General features: G+C 74.1%; 11 protein-coding genes. 8 read left to right on the top strand and 3 right to left on the bottom strand.

The window, feature by feature from the left end:
• Positions 1–67 precede the first annotated feature (67 nt).
• Genes M1L60_RS25545 through M1L60_RS25530 form a run of 4 tightly spaced genes read left to right on the top strand, consistent with a single transcriptional unit; the run spans position 68 to position 4,249 of the window.
• On the top strand, positions 68–1,246 hold the full coding sequence (locus M1L60_RS25545) for a nucleotide sugar dehydrogenase (RefSeq protein WP_253240045.1): 1,179 nt from the start codon (positions 68–70) through the stop codon (positions 1,244–1,246).
• Entirely contained in the window at positions 1,243–2,022 is a 780-nt protein-coding gene (locus M1L60_RS25540) for a glycosyltransferase family 2 protein (RefSeq protein WP_253240044.1), read from the top strand. The genes M1L60_RS25545 and M1L60_RS25540 overlap by 4 nt, the downstream gene beginning before the upstream one ends.
• Positions 2,019–3,044: an NAD-dependent epimerase/dehydratase family protein gene (locus M1L60_RS25535; protein ID WP_253240043.1), complete on the top strand. Its 1,026-nt coding sequence runs from the start codon at positions 2,019–2,021 to the stop codon at positions 3,042–3,044. The genes M1L60_RS25540 and M1L60_RS25535 overlap by 4 nt, the downstream gene beginning before the upstream one ends.
• Complete coding sequence (locus M1L60_RS25530) at positions 3,008–4,249, top strand: lipopolysaccharide biosynthesis protein (protein ID WP_253240042.1); 1,242 nt, start codon at positions 3,008–3,010, stop codon at positions 4,247–4,249. The genes M1L60_RS25535 and M1L60_RS25530 overlap by 37 nt, the downstream gene beginning before the upstream one ends.
• On the opposite strand, the gene M1L60_RS25525 is transcribed toward M1L60_RS25530, so the two are convergent.
• Positions 4,206–4,595: a nitronate monooxygenase family protein gene (locus M1L60_RS25525; RefSeq protein WP_253240041.1), complete on the bottom strand. Its 390-nt coding sequence runs from the start codon at positions 4,593–4,595 to the stop codon at positions 4,206–4,208. The two genes, M1L60_RS25530 and M1L60_RS25525, sit on opposite strands and share 44 nt — an antisense overlap.
• Before the next feature lie 51 nt (positions 4,596–4,646).
• Positions 4,647–5,630 carry an SLAC1 family transporter gene (locus M1L60_RS25520; RefSeq protein WP_253240040.1) on the bottom strand — a complete coding sequence of 328 codons (984 nt, stop codon included), beginning with the start codon at positions 5,628–5,630 and terminating at the stop codon, positions 4,647–4,649.
• 155 nt (positions 5,631–5,785) lie between these two features.
• Between M1L60_RS25520 and M1L60_RS25515 the strand changes: the two genes are divergently transcribed.
• From M1L60_RS25515 to M1L60_RS25500, 4 genes are all read left to right on the top strand, one after another.
• Positions 5,786–8,512 (top strand): ATP-binding protein, encoded by a 2,727-nt coding sequence (locus M1L60_RS25515; RefSeq protein ID WP_253240039.1) that lies wholly within the window; start codon positions 5,786–5,788, stop codon positions 8,510–8,512.
• An 89-nt stretch (positions 8,513–8,601) separates the two neighbouring features.
• Positions 8,602–11,199: a helix-turn-helix transcriptional regulator gene (locus M1L60_RS25510; RefSeq protein WP_253240038.1), complete on the top strand. Its 2,598-nt coding sequence runs from the start codon at positions 8,602–8,604 to the stop codon at positions 11,197–11,199.
• 16 nt (positions 11,200–11,215) lie between these two features.
• Positions 11,216–13,744, top strand: coding sequence for a helix-turn-helix transcriptional regulator (locus M1L60_RS25505; RefSeq protein WP_253240037.1), 2,529 nt, complete (start codon positions 11,216–11,218; stop codon positions 13,742–13,744).
• Entirely contained in the window at positions 13,737–15,404 is a 1,668-nt protein-coding gene (locus M1L60_RS25500; protein ID WP_253240036.1) for an FAD-dependent oxidoreductase, read from the top strand. The genes M1L60_RS25505 and M1L60_RS25500 overlap by 8 nt, the downstream gene beginning before the upstream one ends.
• On the opposite strand, the gene M1L60_RS25495 is transcribed toward M1L60_RS25500, so the two are convergent.
• Positions 15,365–15,628, bottom strand: a complete 264-nt coding sequence (locus M1L60_RS25495) for a hypothetical protein (protein ID WP_253240035.1) — start codon at positions 15,626–15,628, stop codon at positions 15,365–15,367. The genes M1L60_RS25500 and M1L60_RS25495 overlap by 40 nt on opposite strands.
• Between the last annotated feature and the right edge of the window lie 2 nt (positions 15,629–15,630).

The following is a 15,630-nucleotide window of genomic DNA, read 5'->3' as shown; positions in this document are numbered from 1 at the left end:
GCGCATGGGTAGACCCGAAGTTGACTCGCGAGTAACCTCCACGTTCCAAAGACGAACGGAGGGTCGTGTGGACGTCTGCGTGGTGGGTGGTTGCGGCCGGGTCGGCCTGCCCTTGGGCATCGCGCTGGCCTCCCGTGGCCTCTCCGTCGTGCTCTACGACATCGATGCGACGGCGGTCGATACCGTCAACGCGGCAGTGATGCCCTTCGCCGAACACGGTGCCGCCGAGCTCCTCGCCGAGGCCGTCACGGCCGGGCGGCTGCGGGCCACGACCGATCCCGCGAGCGTCGGCCTGGCCGACGCGCTGATCGTGGTCGTCGGCACCCCGGTCGACGAGCACCTCAACCCCGACCTGGGCGCGGTGCCGCGGGCCATCGAGCGCGGGGCCGAGCACCTGCGCGACGGCCAGCTCATCGTGCTGCGCAGCACGGTCTACCCCGGGGTCACCGCGCTGACCGAGCGGCTGCTGAGCGGGCGCGGCCTCGACGTCGACGTGGCCTTCTGCCCGGAACGGATCGCCGAGGGCAAGGCGATGACCGAGCTCTTCGCGCTGCCGCAGATCGTCGCCGCCCGTACGCCGCAGGCCCTGGACCGGGCCGAGAAGCTGTTCCGCCACCTCACCGACTCGATCGTGCGGCTCGAGCCCGAGGAGGCCGAGCTGGCCAAGCTGTTCACCAACACCTGGCGCTACCTGAAGTTCGCGGCGGCCAACCAGTTCTGGATGATGGCCAACGACTTCGGGCTCGACTTCGCCCGGATCCGGCACGCGGTCACGTTCGACTACCCGCGGGCCGACGACCTGCCGATGCCCGGCTTCGCGGCCGGCCCGTGCCTGCTCAAGGACACGATGCAGCTGGCCGCGTTCAACCGGAACAACTTCGTGCTGGGCCACTCGGCGATGCTGATCAACGAGGGCCTCCCCCTCTATCTGGTGTCGCGGCTGGAGGACAGGTTCGACCTGAGCGAGCTCACCGTCGGCATCCTGGGCATGGCGTTCAAGGGTGGCAGCGACGACTCGCGCGACAGCCTGGCCTACAAGCTGCGCAAGATCCTGACGCTCAAGGCTCGCGAGACGCTGTGCACGGATCCGTTCGTGCCCGACGATCGCTTCCTGCCGCTCGACGAGGTGCTGAGAAGGGCCGACCTGCTGATCATCGCGTCGCCTCATCCGCAGTACGCCGATCTCGACACGGACAAGCCGCTGATCGACATGTGGGGCCTGACCGGAACGGGCGTGCTGGTGTGAGGCCCCGCGTCTCGGTGGTGATCCCGGTCTACAACGAGGGGTCCGACGTCGTCCGGCACCTCGAACGCATCCTGCGCGAGGTCATGCTGCCGGCCGAGATCCTCGTGGTGCACGACATGCCCGAGGACACGACGGTGCCGTACGCCCTCGAACTGGCGGAGCACGATCCTCGGGTCCGGCCGGTCCTCAACACGTACGGGCGGGGGCCGGCCAACGCGATCCGGTTCGGCATCGACGCCGCCGCGGCCCCGGTCGCCGTGGTGACGATGGCCGACGGCTGCGACGACCCGCGGCAGATCGACGACCTGGCCCGGCTGGTCGACCGGGGCGTGGTGGTGGCCGCGGCGTCGCGCTACATGCCGGGCGGGCAGCAGGTGGGCGGGCCGCGGTTCAAGCGGATGGCCTCGCGCTGGGCCGGGCGCACGCTGTGGTGGTTCGCCCGGGTCGGCACCCGGGACGCGACCAACAGCTTCAAGGCGTACGACACTTCCTTCGTACGGGAAGTGGGCATCGAATCGAACACGGGGTTCGAGATCGGCATCGAGCTGACCGCCAAGGCGACCCGGCTGCGCCGGCCGGTGGCCGAGATCCCGACGATCTGGCTCGACCGGCAGCTCGGCCAGTCCAACTTCGACCTGGGCCGGTTCATGCCGAGCTACCTGCGCTGGTACTTCTTCGCGTTCGGGCCCCGGCTCGCCGCGGACGTGCTGGCCGTACGCTGGGCCGCCCGGAAACCATCTTCGGTTGATCGCGACAGGGAAGGCACGCCGCAGTGACGAAGGTCTTGGTGACCGGCTCGGCCGGATTCATCGGCGGGTACCTGGTCGAGGAGTTGCTCGGCCACGGGCACGAGGTGGTGGGCCTCGACGACTACTCCAAGTACGGCAAGGTCGCGCACGCCTACGACGACCACCCGAACTTCCACTTCACCGAGGGCGACGCCCGCGACCCGCGGCTGGTCGGCGAGCTGCTCGACGGGTGCGACCACTTCATCGCGGGCGCCGCGATGATCGGCGGCATCTCCTACTTCCACGCGTACGCCTATGACCTGCTGGCCACCAACGAGCGGATCATGGCCTCGTCGTGCGACGCCGCGATCGCCGCCCACCGCGACGGCCGGCTCAAGAAGGTCACGTACATCTCGTCGTCCATGGTGTACGAGTCGACCGACCACTGGCCGAGCAAGGAGGGCGACGAGAAGGTCGTGCCGCCGCCGCGCTCGTCGTACGGCTTCCAGAAGCTGGCCGTGGAGTACTACGCACGGGCGGCCTGGGACCAGTACCGGCTGCCGTACACGATCGTCCGCCCGTTCAACTGCGTCGGCGTCGGCGAGGGCCGGGCCCTGGGCAACGCCGAGGTGCTCTCGGGCAACGTGAAGCTGGCCATGTCGCACGTCGTCCCCGACCTCGTACAAAAAGTGCTCAAGGGGCAGGATCCGTTGCACGTGCTGGGCAGCGGCGAGCAGGTGCGGCACTACACGTACGGCGGCGACCTGGCCCGCGGCATCGTCACCGCGATGGAGCACGAGGCCGCCACCAACGAGGACTTCAACCTCTCCACCGCGCAGTCCACGACCGTGCTCGAGCTGGCCGAGCTGATCTGGCGCAAGGTCAACGGACCGGACGTGCCCTTCCGTCACGTCAGCGACGAGCCGTTCGCGCACGATGTGGCGATGCGCGTCCCCGACGTGACCAAGGCCCGCGACGTGCTCGGCTTCACCGCCGCCACCACGCTCGACGACATGCTCGACGAGGTGATCCCGTGGATCACCCGAGCGGTCGCGGAGGGCCGGCTCTGACGACCCGGTCGCGCCGCGCCATCGGCCTCTCCGGCGTCGCCGTCACGGTCGCCGGCGCGATCACCAACGCCTTCGGGTACGTCGTACCGGTGCTCGGCGCCCGCCGGCTCAGCGCGGGCGACCTCGGCGCGCTGGCCACCGTCCTGGCCATCGTCGCCATCGCCTCGGTGCCCGGCACCGGGCTGCAGATCGCGATGGCCGTACGCCGGGCCCGTCACCCGGGGGCCACCGCCGGGCGCGTCGCCGTGGTCACCGCGCTCGTCTGCGGCGGCGCGGTGCTGGTGCTCGCACCGGTGGCCGGTCCGCTGCTCGACCTGCCGCCCGTGCTCACTCCCTTGCTCGCCGTCTACACCTTCGCCATCGTCCTGAGCGGGCGGCGGCTGGGCGAACTGCAGGGGGACGAGCGCTTCCTGCGGCTCGCCATGGGCATGTCGCTGCTGGCCGCGGGCCGTTACGCCGGGCTGGTCGCGGGTCTGCTGCTCGGCCTCGGGCTGACCGGCTCGCTGCTGCTGGGAACCGCCCTGGCCCTGCTCGTGCCGCCGGCGCTGGCCGTACTGGCCCGCACCCCGGGCGAGGCCGGCGGCGGGCACAGTATTACGGCCCGGCAGGTGTTCACCGCGGGCTCGGCGACACTGGCCATTCTCGTCGTCTCGTACGCCGATGTGATCCTGGCCCGGCACGTGCTCCCGGCCGACGCGTCCGGCGCCTACGCGGTCGGAACAGTGCTGACCAAGGGCGCGATGTGGGCCCCGCAGGTGGTCACCGTGCTGGCCCTGCCCAAGCTGGCCCAGGGCAGCCGCCGCGCCCTGCTGATCGCCGTCGGGCTGGTCACCGGCTGCGGCGCGGTGCTGGTCGCGGCGTCCGCGCTCGCCGGCGGGCTCGCGTTCCGGCTGGCCGGCGGGGCCGACTACACCGAACTGGGCCGGTACGCGCCGGTCTTCGCCACCACCGGCGCCCTCTACGCTCTGGTCTTCGTGCTGGTCAACGCCCAGGTGGCGGCGGGTGGACGCTGGCCCTCGGCGCCGCTGTGGGCGGCCACCGCGGTGCTCGTGGTCTCGACCGAGTGGCTGGTACCGCCCACCCTGCCCGCGATCATGTGGTGCGCGACGGCCACCGCGGCCCTGGCTCTGGCCGGCGCGGCCTTCTCGTTGCGCCGCGGACTCAGGGCCGGTAGCGGCCCAGCATCGCCACCGCCTGCGCCGTGATCGCGTCGATCACCGAGGCTGCGCTCGTCACCCTGTCGACCAGACCGATCCCCTGACCGGCCAGCAACGGCATCTCGTCCGGATCACCGGTGGTCGCGCGCATCGGCACGAAATTCGAGAAGCGCGGGATCTCGACCTTCTGACCGCCCAACTCGGTCCGCCCGATCACGGGCCGTTCGGCTCCGGCTCCGGCTCCGCGGCCGCGCGGTTGCGCAACACTCGCATAGGGTTGAAGTCCGGCATTTCTGGACCGAACAAACGAGGTCCGGACGGTAGCCGTCGCCGTGGCCGCGACCAGCCGCTCCTTGTAGCCGTCGTGGGCACCGGACTCGTCGGTGCCGCGCACAGGTTCAGCGCGGTGGGGCGGCACTGTTCGACGGGGCGTCGCGTACGGCGGTCAGCGCACGACGACCGGGACGGCGTCCTTCTCGTTGGCTGCGGTCAGCGTACGCAAGGCGGTGGTTCGGGCTTGGATCGAGCGGACAGCGAGAACACCGACGAAGGCCGTCAGCGCGATCAGCAGTACGGCAGTGATCGCCTGACGGCCGGGAGCAGTCTCGATCTCGAGCCACTCGAAGGTGAAGGCGGCCGCGGCCGCCGCCGGGAAGGTGAACGACCAGAAGCCCAGCGAGAACGTCAGCCGCCGGTAGCGCGGCAGCAGCGCCACCTGGGTCAGGGCGAGCACCACGCCGAGCCCGGCCAGCGCGGCCGGGGCGGCCCCGGCCGACGGCCCGGCCAGGGCGAACCAGGCCAGCCCGGCCACCGGGGGCGGCGCCAGCAGGATGGCCAGGGTCGGCGTCAGCGCGTCGGGCAGCGCGGGCCGGACGATGATCCGCAGCACGATCAGCGTGGTCATCATGACCCAGAAGAAGACGCCGACCCCGAACGCGGCCCAGCCGACCAGCCGCAGGTCGACGGCGGCCGCGGCGTCGGCCCCGACCAGCCCGGCGGCCACGGTCGGCAACAGGTAGCCCCCGTGCACGGCTTCCAGTTCCAGGTCGCCCTGCAACCAGGTGCCGATCAGCCACCCCGCGAACAGCGCGGCGGCGACGAGCGCGACCACCACGACGATGCGGCCGGCGGTGAAGGCGTACCGGCTCAGGTCGGCCCCCAACAGCAGGGCGATCACCGGCACCAGCGCGGCCAGCGGGCCCTGAGCGGGGTGGCGCAGTTGATCGCGCAGGCGCTGGGTCGCGCGGAGGCCGCGGACCAGGTGCGCGGTCAGCAGCCACAGCCAGGCCACGGCGGCGATCGACCAGAACACCTGGGGCAACCAGCCCGGCAGGGCGAGGGTGGGCGCCGCCGCGCTCCACGCCTCGGCCAGTCCGGCCAGGCCGAACCCGATGGCGAAAGTGTTGAGCGGAATGCGCGGTGAGGTCACGATCCGATCGTCCGGCGGTTCCGGCCCGGGGCCATAAGTCAATCGACGGGTTCGCTGCGGCGGGAGTGCAGCACTGAACGGCCGGAAGGGCATAAGTCGCATGACTGGCGCTCGTCCCGCGGTCGCGCTCCCAAGATCGCCGTACACTCCGATCCGTGCCGGCTCCGACCCCCTCGTTCATCGGCCGTGAGCAGGAACTTTCCCGGTTGGGTGAGCTGCTCGGCGAGGTCGGTCCGGGCGGCCGGGCCATTGTCGTCGAGGGCGAGGCCGGCATCGGCAAGAGCACGTTCGTCGACGCGGTGGCCGCTCTGGCCGGCGGGCGCGGCTTCCGGGAGCTGCGCTGCACCGGCGTGCACAGCGAGACGACGTCGGGCTTCGCCGGCCTGCACGAGCTGCTGCACCCCGTGCTCGACCGGCTGGACACCTTGCCCGCGAAGCAGCGGCAGGCGCTGGAGGTGGCGCTCGGCCAGGCCGACGGACCCACGCCGAGCCGGCTGATGACCGGGCTGGCCACGCTCGGGCTGCTCGAGGAGTACGCGTCCGAGCAGCCCACGCTGGTCGTCGTCGAGGACGCCCAGTGGCTCGACGCGTCGAGCGCCCAGGCCCTGGCCTTCGCGGCCCGCCGTCTCACCCAGGCCCGGATCCTGCTGATCGCGACCGTGCGGCCCGGCTTCGAGGTCTTCCCGTCGATCCCGGTGCTCGCCCTCGGGTCGCTGACCCCGGACGAGTCCGAACGGGTGCTGCGCGACCAGCATCCGGTCCTCGACGCGGCCACCCGTGCGCTGGTGCTGGCCGAGGCGGTCGGCAACCCGCTGGCGCTGCACGAACTGCCCCAGGCCCTGGCGACCGGGACCCGGCCCGACGGCGAGCACTGGCTGCCGATGACCCGGCGTCTGGAGCAGGCGTTCCTGGCCGGGGCGGCCGACCTGCCCGCGTCCAGCCGCCGGATGCTGCTGCTGATCGCCGCGGCGCCCGAGTCGTCCCTGCGCCATCTGCTGGCCGCCGCGTCCGGGGCCGGGCTCAACCTCGGCGACCTCGGGCCGATCGAGCAGGCCGGGCTGGCCACCGTCACCGGCGACCGGATCCTGCTCCGGCATCCGCTGGTCCGCTCGGCCGTCTACGGCGCCGCCTCGTTCGCCGACCGCATGGCCGCGCACCGCACGCTGGCCGCCGCGGCGACCGACCCCGACCGCGCCGCGTGGCATGCGGCCGCGGCCACGCCCGATTACAACGACGAGGTGGCCGCCGCCCTCGAGGCGAGCGCGAACCGGGCCCGGGACCGCAGCGCCCTGATCGAGGCGGTCGCGGCCCTGCGCCGGTCGGCCGCGTTGTCGGCCTCGGTGACCGACCGGGCCCGCCGCCTGGCCGCCGGGGCCGAGATCGCCCGGCAGGCCGGCGAGGTCGCCGACAGCGTCCTCCTGGTCCGGACGGCCTGGCCACTGGCTGACGACCCGGACGTACTCGCTCAGTTGATCCTCACCGAGGTCGCGCTCGGGGCCAGCGCCGCGGTGCCGGGCCACACCACCGACGAGCTGCTCGACCTGGTCGACCGGATGGCCGGCCCGGACGGGGACGCCCACCGCACCCAGCGGCTGCGGGTGCTGGCCACGGCGGCCACCGCCCACGCGATCCACATGCTGCCGGGCGACCTGCGCGAGCGGCTCGACCGGGCCCTGGCCGACGCCGACGGCGGCACGGGCAGCCTGCACGCGCTGGTCGGGCACGTGCTGATCGACCCGGCCCGGTACGCCGCCCGGGCCCGCGAACAGCTGCCGGACCTGGCCCGCCGCGTCCGTGAGTTCCTGTCGGCGAGCCGGTCCCCGAGCCGCTCGCAGATGATCATCGGGGCCGGGCTGCTGGCCGAGGCGCTGCACGACCTCCCGGCCGCGCTCGACTGCTGGGACCTGGGCGTGGACCACTTCCACCGGGCCGGGGCGCCCGGCGACGAGGCCTGGATCCTGCGCCAGCGGGCCCTGGTCCGGGTCGGGCTCGGCCGGCTGCGCGACGGCTTGTCGGACGCCGAGATGGCGCTGCGGCTCAGCACCGACCTGGGGCTGCGGGTGACCACGGCCGACGCCGGGACCATCGCGGCCCGGGCGTACGCCTGGCAGGGCGACAACGACCGGGCCCGGGCGGCGCTGGAGCACGCCGAAGGGCTCGACGTCACCTTCATCCGGGCCCGGTCGAGCTGGGCCGCCGGGCTGGTCGCGCTCAACGAGCACCGGTACGAACAGGCCTGGACCGCGCTGAGCGCCGCGCAGGCCAGCGCCACCACCGGGCTCTGGTCGCTGGCCGATCTGACCGAGGCGGCCGTACGCACCGAGCGCGGGTCCCAGGTGCTGCCGCTGCTCGAGGCGGCGGCGCGGCAGGCCGAGGCGTTCGCCCGCCCCTACCTCGACAATCTGGTGCGTCGCGGCCTGGCCCAGGTCGAGCCGGGCCCGGAGGCCGAGGAGCACTACGAGGCCGCGCTGGCCGGGAGCGCCGGCAATCCGGGACGGCTGGAGGTGGCGCGCACCCGGCTCGCGTACGGGTCCTGGCTGCGCCGCCGCAAGCGCATCGTCGACGCCCGCGAGCACCTCGGCGCGGCCCTGCGGGCGTTCGAGACCGCGGGCGCGCTCCCCTGGGCCGAGCGGGCCACGATCGAGCTGCGCGCGGCCGGCGTGGCGCCCGCGGCATCCCGGCCCGCCGGTCCCGCATCGGCCCAGCTCACCCCGCAGGAGCTGCGCATCGTCGAGCTCGCGGCCGAGGGCCTGACCAACAAGGAGATCGCCGACCAGCTCTACCTCTCGCACCGGACGATCGCGACCCACCTCTACAAGGTTTTTCCCAAGCTGGGCATCAGCAACCGCAACCAGCTCCGGAGCGCCCTCGTCACCGAGTAGTGGCGTACGTCGCTGCTGCTTACGTCATCGCACTTATGCCGGTCCCGTCACCTCCGTGCCGATGATGGCGGCGGACGGAGGTGACGGGCATGACGAATTCGACGGATGGCCCGGCGTTGCTGGGGCGGGCCGCGGAGGAGCGTTCGATCCGCGACGCACTTTCCGGTAGCGCCGGCGGGCCGCGAACGCTGGCCCTGGTCGGCGACGCGGGCATCGGCAAGACGGCGCTGTTGCGGCACGGCGTCGCGCTGGCTCGGACCGAGGGCTTCCGGGTGGTCGACGTGCCGCCCGCCCCCGGACCAACCCTGCTGACCTCGTTGTTCGAGGCGGCGGGGCGCCCGGTCGACGAGGCCCGGCTGCGGGCGCCCGGTCCGGTGGCCCGGCGCATGGCGGCGCTCGGCGTCGTCGAGCAGTTGTGCCGCCCAGGACCGGTGCTGATCGCCCTGGACGACATCACCCCCGACGACCGCGAGACGCTGGCCTTCGTCACGCGCCGGCTGCCCGGACGGCGGCTGGTCGTGCTGATGACGTCGCGCAGCGCCGAGGTGATCGGCCGGCCGGACGACCAGATCGTGGTGTGTCCCGTCCCGCCGCTGTCGGTCACCGCGGCGGCGGGACTGCTCGACGGCGTGCCGCATCCGCCGGTCGGCCGGGTCCGGGCCGAGATCCTGCGGCTGGCCCGGGGCAACCCCGAGGTGTTGTCCGCGCTGGCCCGAAGGGCTGCGGGCTTCGGCGACGACTTCCGCCCGCCGGCCGACCTGCCGGCCGCCGCCCACCGTCTCCTGCTCGTCGCGGCCGCCGGCGAACAGGACGATCTCGGTCTTCTGCTCGACGCGGCGGGCGCCGACCGGCGGGACTGCCGGGCGGCCGAGGTGGCCGGTCTCGTCACGGTGGCGGCGGGCCGATTGACCTTCCGGCATCCGCTGACCCGGGTCGGGTACTACTTCACGGCCACCTCCGAGGACCGCCGCGACGCGCATTCCGCCCTGGTCCGGGCGCTGCCGGCGGATGCGCCGGGGCGTGCCTGGCACGTCGCCCAGCTGGTGCGGCCGACCGACGACGGCGCGCCGGCCGCGTACGAACGGGCCGCGGAGGCCTCCGCGAGCCGGGGTCAGGGGTGGGACGCGGCGGCCATGTTCGAGCGGGCCGCCGAGTGCAGCCCCGACGACCGCGAGGCGGCCCGGTTCTACGGCCGGGCCGCGGCCGAGGCCGACCGCAGCGGCGACATCGGCTGGACGCTCGACCTGTGGCGCCGGATGCTGAGCCGGACCAGCGATCCGGTCGTGCGGGCCACCACCGCCGCCGCGCTCGGCAACACGGCGATGTTCCGGCCGGGCCGCACGGTGCTCGGACCGCTGAACCGGCTGCTGACCGAACCGCTGCCCGACCCTGACCTGGTCGCGCGTCTGCTGTCGCTGGCCGCCCGCACTGTCCTGAGCGACGGGCACCCGGCCGATGTGGCCACCTTGCGCAAGCTGATCAACCGGTCGACCCCGCCGGGACTCGGCGTAGCGCTGGCCCACGCCGTCGCTGACCCGGCCGGCTGGACCGGTCGGTACGGCTCCCTGCCCGGCTCACCGCTGATGCGGCCGGCGAGCGATCACACCGAGCGGTCCCGGCTCATGTCGGTGGCCGGCATCGCGTGGGTCGTCGACGAGACCGAGATCGCCGCCGACTACTACCGCCGAGCACTGGACCGGGCGCGGGAAGAACAGTCGTACGGCGGCTCGGCCCTGGCCACGGTGGTGTTCACCGAGGTGCTGCTGGAGGGTGGTCAGCTCGACGAGGCGGCGGCGGTGCTGCGGGACGCGACCGAGTTCGTCGGCGGCAACCGCTCGGCCGTGATCCGTCACGCCCTGGCCGCTCAGCAGGCCACGGTGCTGATCCGCCGGGGCGAGCTGGACGAGGCGGCGGCCCGGCTCGACCGGGACCGGGCGGCCGGCCCGCCCGCCGGCCGGCTGGTGCGTTACCTGCGGCAACGGGCGATCGGGCAACTCGCCGCGGCGAGCGGCGACCACGACGCGGCCTGCACCGCCTTCCGGCAGATGTTCGAAGCGGACGGCACCCCCGTGCACTTCCTGATGTCGCAGCGCTCGGTCGTCGAGCTGGCCGCCGCCGCCCTGGCCTCGGGCCGCCGGGCCGAGGTCGACCGGATGGTGCGGACGGCCCGCGCCCGCGCCGCGCGGCCGACCGGGCGACGCGAATGGTCCTGGCGGGTCGCCGCGGCCCTGCTGCATCCCGACGAGGACGCGGCCCGCCGCCGTCTGTCGGCCCTGCTGGCCCACCCGGACGCGGCCGACCGCTGGCCGCACGAGTACGCCACCGCCCAGGCCGCCTACGCCGATCGGTTGCGGGCGGAACGGCAGTCGGCCCCGGCCCGGCCGTTACTGGTCTCGGCCCTCGACATTTTCGTCCGCGTCGGCGCCGAGCACGAGGCCGCGGGCGTACGGGAGAAGCTGCGCGCGGCCGGCGTCCGTGCGGCCGGCACCGGCGAGCCGACTTTCGCCGAACTGACGCCGCAGCAACAGATGATCGCGCGGTTGGCCGCGGACGGGCTGTCCAACCGCGACATCGCGACCCGGATCAGCATCGCCCCGCGCACCGTCAGCTTCCACCTCTACAAGATCTTTCCGAAGCTGGGCATCTCCCGCCGCGCCCAGTTGCGCGGCGTCGTGATGGCCGCGTGAGACCCCGGAGGCCCCTGTGGACGGAACAGACCTGCTCGGCCGCGACCAGGAACAGGCGGCGCTGAGCGCGATCCTCGACCGGGCCCGGGCCCAGGCCGTGGCCCTCGTGGGTGAGGCCGGCGTCGGCACGTCGGCCCTGCTGAAGTACGCGGCCGCGGAGGCCCGGGAGCGGGGCTTCCGCGTGTTGAGCACCACCGGCCACCACGACGAGAGCGAGCTCGACGGCCTGGCCGCCCAGCAGTTGCTGATCCCCCTGCGGCCGCACATCCACGAGCTGCCCGACCCGGACCGCTCGGTGGCGGTGGACGCCCTGAGCCTGCGCTCGCGGGGACCGGCCGAGCTGACCGCCGCCCTGGTCGCGAGCCTGCGCGCCCTGCTGCGGCGGCGGCCCGGGCCGACGCTGATCGTCGTCGACGACCTGCACCTGGTCGATCCGGTGTCGGCCCGGGTGGTCGCCGACCTGATCGCCTCCCCGCCCGGACCGGTCGTCTTCCTGCTCGGTCTGCGCCGGTTCCGGATGCCGGGGCTGCTGCCGCCCGGCGCCGGCGTCCTGCCCCTGGCGTCCCTGCCCGAGCCGGTCCTGGCCCGGCTGGCCGCGGCCCGGCTCCCGCAGGTCACCGGGCGGGGCCGCCGGCATCTGCTGCGCCTGGCCGGGGGCAAGCCGCGGGTGATCGCCGACGTCGCGCGCCTGTTCCCGGCGGCCACCACGGCGGACGTGCTCAGCCCGCCGCCAACCTGGGCGGTGCGACTGCAGCAGCGGTACGCGGCACTGTTCGCCGGACTGGACGGCGCCACGATGGAGCTCGCCGGGCAGCTCGGCGGCGAGGACCCCGGGCCGGTCCCCACGCCGGTACTCGATCGGGCCGTCGCGGCCGGACTCCTGGAGCCGACCGGCTCGACCGTGCGCCTGGCCGATCCGCTGGCCGGGCTCGCGGCGTACCTGTCCCGGACCGCCCTGGACCGGGCCGACCAGCACCGCCGTCTCGCGGCCGCGCTGCCGGCCGGATCACTCGTCCAGGCCCGGCACCTGGCCGCGAGCACGACGGGACCGTCCGAGCCGGTCGCCGCTGCTCTCGAGAGCACCGGCGAACAGGCTCGGCAGCGCGGGGCGTACGCCGATCACGCCGAGGCGCTGCACCGGGCGGCCGAGTTGTCACCGGCCCCGGCCGACGCGGCCCGCCGCTACGCGGCGGCGCTGCTCAGCGCGGGGGCGATGGGTCAGACGAGCTGGGTCCGCGAACTCTACGCGGAGGTGCAGCACCGGGACCCCGCGGCGATCACCGATGCCCTCGCCGCCGAGGCCGCGGTCGGGCTGTGCCGCAGCGCCCGGCAGCGCGAAGCGATGGATCTGCTGCTCGACCACGCCCGCGACAGCGTCTCGGAGCCGATCGCCGCCGCGGCCGACCTGGTCGCGCAGCTGTCCGGTCTCGACGAGCACCATGCGGTCGCGCGGCGGCTCCGGCGCCGAGCCGGGTCGGGCGCGGTGGTCCCCGCCGCCCACGCCGCCGACCTCGCCGGGGACACGGCGACCGCGATCGAGCTGCGCCAGGCGGCGCTCGCCCGGTCCGGGCCGGGAAAGCTGGGCGAACTGCCCGAGCTGTTCCTGCCGCTGGCCAGCAGCCTGATCGACGCCGGTCGCTGGTCCGAGGCCGACGCGCTGATCGCCCGGGCCCGGGCCGCCTGCGACGGCGCCGATCTGCGCCTGCTCGAGGTCGAGGTCGTGGCCATGCAGGCGTCGCTGGCCGGGTTGCATGGCGACGGCCCCGGCGCCCGCCGCATGGTCGAGTCGGTGTGGACCCGCATCGACCTGCAGCAGAACCGCCGGGTGGGGGCGCGGCTGCGCCAGAGCCTGGGCATCTCGGCCTTCGCCGAGGGCGACCACGAGGCGGCGTACCGGCATCATCGCGCCCTGTTCGGGCCGGACGGCACCGCCCTGTATCCGGACTTCACCGGCCACATGCTGCTGGGCCTGGCCGTGACCGCCGTCCGTACCGGGCGGGCCGAGGAGGCCCTGCGGATACTCGCGGCCACGGTGGGACCGGACAACCCGCGCGGCCGGATGCGCCGGGCCCAGATCGGGGCCATGTTGACCGACGACGAGACGAGCGAGGCCGGCTTCCGGGCCGCCGTGGACGATCCGGCCGGCGCGGCCTGGCCGTTCGAGCGGGCCCTGGCCCGGCTGCACTACGGCACGTGGCTGCGCCGGCGGCGCCGGGTCGTGGACGCCCGGGTGCACCTGGCCGAGGCGGTGACGCTGCTCGAGAACCTGGGCGCCGAGGGGCTGGCCGCGATCGCCCGCATCGAGCTGACCGCGGCCGGCGACCCGCAGGCCGAGGCCGGGCCGCTGCGCGCGCTGAGCCCGCAACAGCGACAAGTGATTCTGCTGGCCGCCGACGGCCTGTCCAACAAGGAGATCGCCATGCATCTGCGCATGTCACCCCGCACGGTCGGGACACACCTCTACAACGCCTACCCGAAGCTCGGCATCGGCGGCCGCCGTCAACTCGACGCCCGGCTGCGGGAGGTGGGCGCTCGTGGTGAGTAGTCCGGAAGACATCCGCATGCCGTCCTCGTTCCCCGAGATCGGGAACCGGAGCTCCGACGTGGTGGCCGCCGCCACCTACCGGCTCACCGACAAGCAGTACCACCGGGCCGCCGCGTACGGGGTGCCGGAGGAGGTCGAGGCCGGGCAGGTCTTGTTCGAGCTCGGCGACAGCAACACCGACCTGCTGCTGTGCCGCACCGCGAGCCTCGAGGCCGTGCACGCCCCCGGCGGCGCGGTGTTCCTGCGCTACGGGCCGAGCCAGTTCGCCGGTGAGCTCAACCTGTTCACCGGCCAGACCCGGGCCCTGGCCATCCGGGCCGGGGCCGCCGGCGTCGTCGACCGCATCGACCCGGAGTCGTTCCGCCGGCTGATGGGCCGCGAGTCCGACCTCGGCGACGTGTTCCTGCGGGCCGCCCTGGCCACCCGGCGGCTGCTGCGCCGGGGCGCGGCCCAGGATCTGCGCATCATCGGCGCGGCCGGGTCCGGGCGAGGGCTGGCCCTGCGGACCTTCCTCAACCGGCAGGGCGTGGCCCACGCCTGGCTCGATCCGGCGTCGCCCGAGGCCGTGGCCACGATGGCGGCCGCCGGCCTGAGCCCGGCCGATCTGCCCGCCGCCGTCACCGACCGGGCCGTCCTGCGGTCGATCTCCACCGGCACGCTCAGCGAGCATCTCGGGCTCAGCTACCGCCGCACCGGGCGGGCCGTCAACGATCTCGTGGTGGTCGGGGCCGGACCGGCCGGGCTGGCCGCCGCCGTCTACGGGTCGTCCGAGGGGCTGGCCACCGTGCTGCTCGACGCGGTGGCCACCGGCGGTCAGGCCGCGACGAGCGCCCGCATCGAGAACTTCCTGGGCTTCCCGTTCGGCCTCAGCGGAGCCGATCTGACCGCGCGGGCCGCGGTGCAGGCGCTCAAGTTCGGCGCCCAGATCGCCACCCCGTGCGGCGTCACGACCCTGCGGCCCGGCGCCGAGCTGCACACCATCACGCTGGCCGACGGCACCGACATCCGGACCCGGGCCGTCGTGATCGCCACCGGCGCCGAATACCGCTCGTTGCCGCTGGACCGCTGGGACGAGTTCACCGGGGCCGGCATCTACTACGCGGCGACCGATCTGGAGGCGCAGTCGGTGGCCGGGCTGCCGGTGGCCGTGATCGGCGGCGCCAACTCGGCCGGGCAGGCCGCCCTGCAACTCAGCCAGTACGCCGAGTCGGTGACGCTGCTGGTCCGCGGGCCCGAGCTGGGCGCGGCCATGTCGTCCTACCTGGTCGACCGCATCCGCGCCGAGCCGGCCATCACCGTGCGCACCGGCACAGAAGTGTCAGCCCTGCACGGCCCGGACCGATTGACGGCGATTTCCGTACGCAATGAGAAGGACTCGGAACGGCTCGAGTGCGCCGGTCTGTTCTGTTTCATCGGCGCGGTTCCGGCCACGTCCTGGCTCACCGGCGTCGCCCTCGACCCGGACGGTTTCGTGCTGACCGACCGGCAGCTGGACGGCGACCGGCTGCCGCTGGAGACGAGTGTGCCCGGCATCTTCGCCGCCGGTGACGTGCGGTCGGGATCGATGAAACGCGTCGCCGCCGCGGTCGGCGAGGGCTCCAGCGCCGTCCGGTCCGTGCATCAGGCCTTGGCCCGCCACACCCAGTTGTCCCGCTCGTAGAGGGGTGTCAGGCCGGCTCGGAGCAGGTTGGCCAGCGCCGGGTTGGGCGCGCCGTCGGCCGGTTTCCACGTCTCGGCGTGCACGTGGCGGCAGCCGGCTTCGGCGGCCGCGGCGGCCCGCGCCGCGATCAACGCCGACTGCGCGCCCCGGCCGCGGTGCGAGGGCAGCGTGGCCGCCGCGTTCAGTCCGGCGTCGGCGCCGTCGAGGTACCGGGCCGGTGCCATCC

This window comes from Paractinoplanes aksuensis, assembly GCF_024137025.1.
GTDB classification, from domain to species: Bacteria; Actinomycetota; Actinomycetes; order Mycobacteriales; family Micromonosporaceae; genus Actinoplanes; species Actinoplanes aksuensis.
This window is presented reverse-complemented; position numbering and strand designations above follow the sequence as displayed.